At 44.7% G+C, this 6,149-nt stretch carries 6 protein-coding genes; 2 read left to right on the top strand and 4 right to left on the bottom strand.

Annotation, left to right across the window (positions count from 1 at the left end; all coding sequences use genetic code 11):
* Positions 1-344: 344 nt before the first annotated feature.
* On the bottom strand, positions 345-1,124 hold the full coding sequence (locus tag ACUVJL_RS15635) for a Tat pathway signal protein (RefSeq protein WP_445246679.1): 780 nt from the start codon (positions 1,122-1,124) through the stop codon (positions 345-347).
* Between the two features lie 697 nt (positions 1,125-1,821).
* Between ACUVJL_RS15635 and ACUVJL_RS15630 the strand changes: the two genes are divergently transcribed.
* Positions 1,822-3,195 (top strand): NB-ARC domain-containing protein, encoded by a 1,374-nt coding sequence (locus ACUVJL_RS15630; protein WP_445246678.1) that lies wholly within the window; start codon positions 1,822-1,824, stop codon positions 3,193-3,195.
* A gap of 141 nt (positions 3,196-3,336) precedes the next feature.
* Here ACUVJL_RS15630 and ACUVJL_RS15625 read toward each other — a convergent pair whose 3' ends face one another.
* Both ACUVJL_RS15625 and ACUVJL_RS15620 read right to left on the bottom strand, forming a co-directional pair.
* Positions 3,337-3,564, bottom strand: coding sequence for a type II toxin-antitoxin system HicB family antitoxin (locus ACUVJL_RS15625; protein WP_445246677.1), 228 nt, complete (start codon positions 3,562-3,564; stop codon positions 3,337-3,339).
* 58 nt (positions 3,565-3,622) lie between these two features.
* Positions 3,623-3,754, bottom strand: a complete 132-nt coding sequence (locus ACUVJL_RS15620; RefSeq protein WP_445246682.1) for a type II toxin-antitoxin system HicA family toxin — start codon at positions 3,752-3,754, stop codon at positions 3,623-3,625.
* A 340-nt stretch (positions 3,755-4,094) separates the two neighbouring features.
* Between ACUVJL_RS15620 and ffh the strand changes: the two genes are divergently transcribed.
* Positions 4,095-5,543, top strand: a complete 1,449-nt coding sequence (ffh, locus tag ACUVJL_RS15615; RefSeq protein WP_445246676.1) for a signal recognition particle protein — start codon at positions 4,095-4,097, stop codon at positions 5,541-5,543.
* A gap of 105 nt (positions 5,544-5,648) precedes the next feature.
* On the opposite strand, the gene ACUVJL_RS15610 is transcribed toward ffh, so the two are convergent.
* Complete coding sequence (locus tag ACUVJL_RS15610) at positions 5,649-6,128, bottom strand: Uma2 family endonuclease (protein WP_445246675.1); 480 nt, start codon at positions 6,126-6,128, stop codon at positions 5,649-5,651.
* Between the last annotated feature and the right edge of the window lie 21 nt (positions 6,129-6,149).

Here is a 6,149-nt window from a genome sequence, read left to right as displayed (position 1 = left end):
TGCGGTCAACTCTTGGATCTGGTAGATCATCAAAATAATTCAACAAACCCCCTTCTAGTTCTTGCATAGAAATAGGTTGATGCTGGGTTTTTATGTTTTTTAATTTAGCGCTCGCGACAACGGGTGCAAATCCTTTAGTCATAGAGTATTCATTCCTATTTTCTACTGAGAAAAGAGAGTCATTATAGAATCTCTCGGACAAACCGGTCAGCTATAATACTGCACCCTCTTTTTAGTGTCTGTTACATTTGATACCAAATTAGATGCGCTTACCCTGTATGAGACGGGGGTTTAAACCCCCGTCGGACCCGATAACAAACGCGATAATTAATATTACTCTTCCCCTAAAACCTCACCGTCACCAAAATCACCCGCCGAGGCTGATCTTCCGCTTCAATAGTATACTCAACACGCCCAAAACCTTTCGGTCCGGGTTCAACTAAATCATAGCGAGATGTCACCGTACCTGCGGCTGTATCGTATTGAGCAAAAACAGCACCGGGATTCCTCCCGGCAGACGCATCGGCATCCCCTCCCCAAGAACCCCAATCATCCAATCGCGATCGAGTTGGCAATACAGAAGCCGCGATTTCTGGAGGTGTTAGTCTTTGATCGGCTAAGACTTGTTGAGCATTATGAATAGCGCACATTGTCGGCCCGGAAATTTTGGCATCGCTGTATTGATCTTCCCACTTTTGCACAAAGCCAAAGCCAACATTCGGGCCGACTCGATCCTGTCTTTGCCGCCCCCACAGCCGACTGGTATCTGATGCAAAATTAGAACCGCTGCCAGTTACCGCTAATTCGGTTCTTTTGCTGGTAAAATTGCGGTTAACAAATTCTTTGTCTGCGGTGCGAATGGCGTTAGCGGCCGCTGGTTCTATTTTACTGCTAACATTAGTATTGCCTTGTACGATTGGTGAGAGAACGCCGGGGATGGGCTGTGCTCCACAATATTTTTGAATACCGTTAAAAACGCGATCGGCTGATAAAGCACTAATCGGAAATTCTAGGGAATAAGCTTCGGCAGGTTTCGGGAAAAAGATGCCGGATGTTGCGGAAGCAGCAAAAGAAGCGCCACCCCAGATGACGATCCGATTAAATTGACGGCGGCTAATACTCATAATTTATCTTCTCCCTGGAGAGCTAGCGCCCGGCTCAAGATTAAATTTGAAGAAGTGGTAGGGTCTTCTGTTACAATTTTGAGCTGTGGAACAAGATATCTCAAGAGATAAACTTTTACCATTACTAACATCTACCAACATTGTATTGATCCTCCCAGTCTTCCCAACCTGAGAAGCTACTTGATTTCCGTCTACATAAACCTCAATTTTGGGCGGTGAAATCTCATCCTTATCTGCAACTCCATACTCCAATCGGAGAGAAGCACGACCGCCTGGAAGTTTACAAGTCCAACTGGCCGAGCGTACATTCATAATACTGGTGTATATTTCTCTGCCTATGGAAATGTCTGTAAGCTCCCTGTATAAATAAACCCCGCCAGGGTTTGGGCTACCATCTCTCAGTAGACCTCCTGTAACAAGACATTGCAGGTCTAATATATAGATCGGGCGCTGGGCCTGTGCCACTTGTGCGCCAACTGTCGCTAGAGTAAAAGACAACACCCCAGCCGAGAACAAACCGCTGAGCCACCGCACTCGCTTCATATAAATATCCTGCTAATACCTTAATCAATTAATATAAAGGATGAGCTGTGTAGGAAAAGTCCTGACTTTAGATAGATGACAAAATCAAAAATGTCACTATTGTACGAAATGTCAGGTATAATGAATGGCGTAAACTCCAGCTTCTCCCTAATCTATGGATATTGCCGAAGTTTTGACACTGGCAGATGAGCTAATTTTTGCTAAGACGGGAAAGCATTTAGATTACGTGCAAGAAGCTATTTTACGGGGAACTTTACAAGACACAACTTACACACAAATTGCTCAAGAAGTTTACTCAAGTCCAAGTCATGTCAGAAATGTCGGATCAAAACTGTGGAAAATACTTTCTAAAGAATTAGGAAAAAATATTACTAAAGCCAATTTTAGGACTGTATTAGTAGAAAATAGTAAAATTTATAATTATCAATCAGCAATCGTTGGCGAAAATGTAACAGTAGGTGAGAATGTAACAGTTAATCATAACTTTAACGTTTGTCGTGAAAAAGTACGATCGCCCAAAACACCTCAAAACCCCGAACCAACAGCAAAACAGCCCCGCATCGACTTAGGCGACGCACCCGAAATCTCGACATTTTTCGATCGCACATCCGAACTTTCCACCCTCAAACAATGGATTTTGGAGAACCGCACCCGTCTCATCAGCATCTTAGGATTAAGCGGAATCGGCAAAAGTGCGATCGCACTCCAACTAATCCAACACATTCAATATGAATTCGACTGTATAATCTGGCGAAGCCTCCGCGACGCGCCACCCCTCGCATCACTTCAAACCGACTTAATTCAATTCCTATCGCAGCAGCAAGAAACCGAATTACCAGATTTAATCAACTATTTGCGTTCCTACCGCTGTCTCATCATCCTCGATGACGTGCAAACAATCTTCAGCAGCCAACAACTAGCAGGAAACTACAAACAAGGCTATGAAAATTATGGCACGTTCTTCAAACAAATAGCAGAATCATGTCACAAAAGTTGCATAGTTTTGCTCAGTTGGAAAAAACCCAGAGAAATTGCAGCATTAGAAAGCCACCCGAAAAATTGTCAAACATTGCAACTCAATAGTTTAGGCGAACCAGCGCGAGAAATATTCACAGAAAAAGGCCTAGCCGAATCTGAAAAATGGTCAGAATTGATAGACATTTACCGAGGCAACCCCTTGTGGTTAAATATAGTAGCTGATGCAATTCAAGACTTATTTAGCGGCAAAATTTCTGAATTTTTATCCTATGATAGCCTAGTTTTAGGAGACTTAGAATATTTATTGCACCAACATTTTCAGCGCTTGTCAGAAAGCGAAAAACAAGTAATGTCATGGTTAGCAAATCAAATCAAAGCAGTCGAAATCTCCCAAAAGCCAGCCCTGCTCGAATTATCCCCTTCAGAATTCCTCAAAGCCGTCGAATCATTGAGACGCAGGTCATTAATCGAAAAAGTGCAAAAAGGCGATCGCGCGCTGTTTGCAGTCCAGCGGGCGATCGCAGAATATGTAAAAACAAACATCAAATAACACTATTTCTCAAAAGTAACTGGTTCCCAGGCTCCAGCCTGGGAATCAATATTCAGAGGCTCTGCCTCGGTTGGGAAAATGGAGGCAGAGCCTCCGAATATGCCTTACTTTCGCCAGAGCCTGGTAACGAGTAATTTATATTCAAGCAAACAGCAAGTTTTCTACTAGAGTTTTAGGTTCTGGGAGAGATTTACCATCTAGCTGATATTCTTCAACTAAAAGCTCTAACACCTCAACTGCCTTCTGCAAAGCTTCTTCGTAGGTATCTCCATGAGTGTGGAAATGCTGAGATGGAAAATCAGGTAAGTGAACTAGGTAGCAGTTATCTTCATCCGACCATTGAATAACAATTATATAAGGTAATTTCATGATTCAGGTTCCTCTTCTTCAATTGCTTTCAATATTCCAATTTTTCGATTAACTTCTCTCACTCTAAATACAGTTTCGCATCATCACCATCATTTCCAGCAATGGTAATTGGTTCATTAGGTAGTAAAGGATGAACCCATCTTGTATGGCTGCCTTTTGCCGAACGATAAGTAAACCCAGCTTTTAGCAGCAGGCTTTAGAGTTCTCGAATCTTTTTGGGCATAAGCAGACATTAAAATTGTGGCAAGGTGACAGAAATACTTTAATCATATTCCAGAAAGTAGGGTTTGTCAAAACGTACCCTACTACATGAATTTGAAGTAGTTTCAGCATCAATCCGCGTAAAAACTCACATCTTATAGCAGTTTTAGGAACAGGCAAGATGCCTGTTCCACAACACATGAATAATTTGCTTGTGGGGTGGGCTTCTAGCCCGCCCTGAAAGGATTATTGAAAAATTAGCAAAACATTAATCCAAACAGCCCCATTTAGCCTTAAAATTAAAAAGACTGACTAGCCAACAATGCCCTATGTTTGAAGCCCTTGCCGATCGACTCGAATCCACCTGGAAAAAACTGCGCGGACAAAATAAAATCTCCGAGTCCAACATCCAAGACGCGCTCAAAGAAGTCCGCCGCGCCCTCCTGGAAGCCGATGTCAACCTCCAAGTCGTCAAAAACTTCATCGGAGAGGTAGCAGCCAAAGCACAAGGAGCAGAAGTAGTTTCAGGCGTCCGTCCCGACCAACAATTCATCAAAATCGTCCACGACGAACTCGTGCGCGTCATGGGGGAAACCAACGTACCCCTCGGCACCGCCGAATCCGGGCCCACAGTGATCCTGATGGCTGGTTTGCAAGGAACCGGGAAAACCACAGCCACCGCCAAACTAGCACTCCACCTCCGCAAGCAAAACCGCACCGCACTGCTAGTCGCAACCGACATTTATCGACCCGCCGCGATCGACCAATTGCTCACACTCGGCAAACAAATCGACGTACCAGTATTTGAATTAGGCAAAGACATTGACCCCGTAGAAATAGCCCGCCAAGGCATCGAACACGGCAAACAAATCGGCATTGATACCATCATCGTCGATACAGCAGGCCGCCTGCAAATCGACCAAGACATGATGGCAGAATTAGGCCGCATCAAACAAACAGTACAACCCCACGAAACGCTGTTAGTTGTTGATGCCATGACCGGCCAAGAAGCAGCAAATTTAACCCGTACCTTTCACGAACAAATCGGCATTACCGGCGCAATCTTAACCAAATTAGACGGCGACAGCCGCGGCGGCGCAGCCTTATCCGTGCGGCAAATATCCGGCGCGCCGATTAAATTTGTCGGCGTCGGCGAAAAAGTGGAAGCATTGCAACCATTTTATCCCGATCGCATGGCATCGAGAATACTCGGCATGGGCGATGTCTTGACGCTAGTAGAAAAAGCGCAAGAAGAATTCGACATCGCCGACGCCGAAAAAATGCAAGAGAAAATGCTCACGGCAAAGTTTGACTTTACCGACTTTCTCAAGCAAACCAGACTGTTAAAAAATATGGGCTCCCTCGGCGGCATCATGAAAATGATTCCGGGGATGAACAAACTCTCAGAAGAACAAATGCGGCAGGGAGAAGTGCAGCTAAAACGCACCGAAGCCATGATCAATTCCATGACAGTGGAAGAACGCCGCAACCCCGAACTTTTAGCAAGTTCTCCATCCCGCCGCCGCCGCATCGGCAAAGGCGCCGGCTACGCAGAAAACGACGTAACAAAGCTCGTCAGCGACTTCCAGAAAATGCGTACAATGATGCAGCAAATGAGTCAAGGCAACTTTACAGGAATGGGAGGATTGCCCGGAATGCCCGGAATGCCCGGAATGGGAGGCCCCGGAATGCAGCCCGGTTCCCGCGGCTATATGGGTGCCCAGCAGAAGAAGAAAAAGAAAAAAGATAAGCCTAAAAAAGGTTTCGGACAGTTGTAATAAAAGGAAGAAGTAGATACCGTAGGGTGCGTCCCTATCAACAATCTATCTTCTTCCTGATTCTTCCTTCGTGTCCTTCGCGTCTTCGCGGTTCAATAATCTACTCTAAAAACTTTGAATCGTTTGTTTAAATTCGCGCATAGCCTGAAGGTGATTTTCAATAGTAATACACCTCACCAATAGAACAATATCTAAATCAGGTAGAACAAAAGAGCGATCGACCTCTGCATATCCATCAGCCCCCAACGAATACATACGAAGTGCGCCATTTTCCCACAACCAAACTTCAGGAATTTGCAGACGTTTGTAAGCTTCCAACTTGTTAATACCGCCGCTAGTCACCACCACTTCCACCGCCAAATCAGGAAATTCTCGGTTAGCTCCCAATTTATAGGATTTATCAGCTTCTCGCTTCACCAATCCCGATGGACTTTCCAGCCTCATCGAACCAGTAGGCTGATAATCAATTCCCATTTGAAGCACATAAAGATCTAGTAGAGAACCAATTCGTTCTTTAATGGTTTCATGTTTTCTTCCAGGCCTATGTCTAATCTCAAATACCCCATCTAAAAACGACAGCCTCACCCCAACCGCTCCTTACTCAAT

The organism is Microcoleus sp. OTE_8_concoct_300, assembly GCF_031383065.1.
Taxonomy (GTDB): domain Bacteria; phylum Cyanobacteriota; class Cyanobacteriia; order Cyanobacteriales; family Microcoleaceae; genus Microcoleus.
Note: the sequence above shows the minus strand (reverse complement) of the source record. Positions and strands in the feature narration are given on the sequence as shown.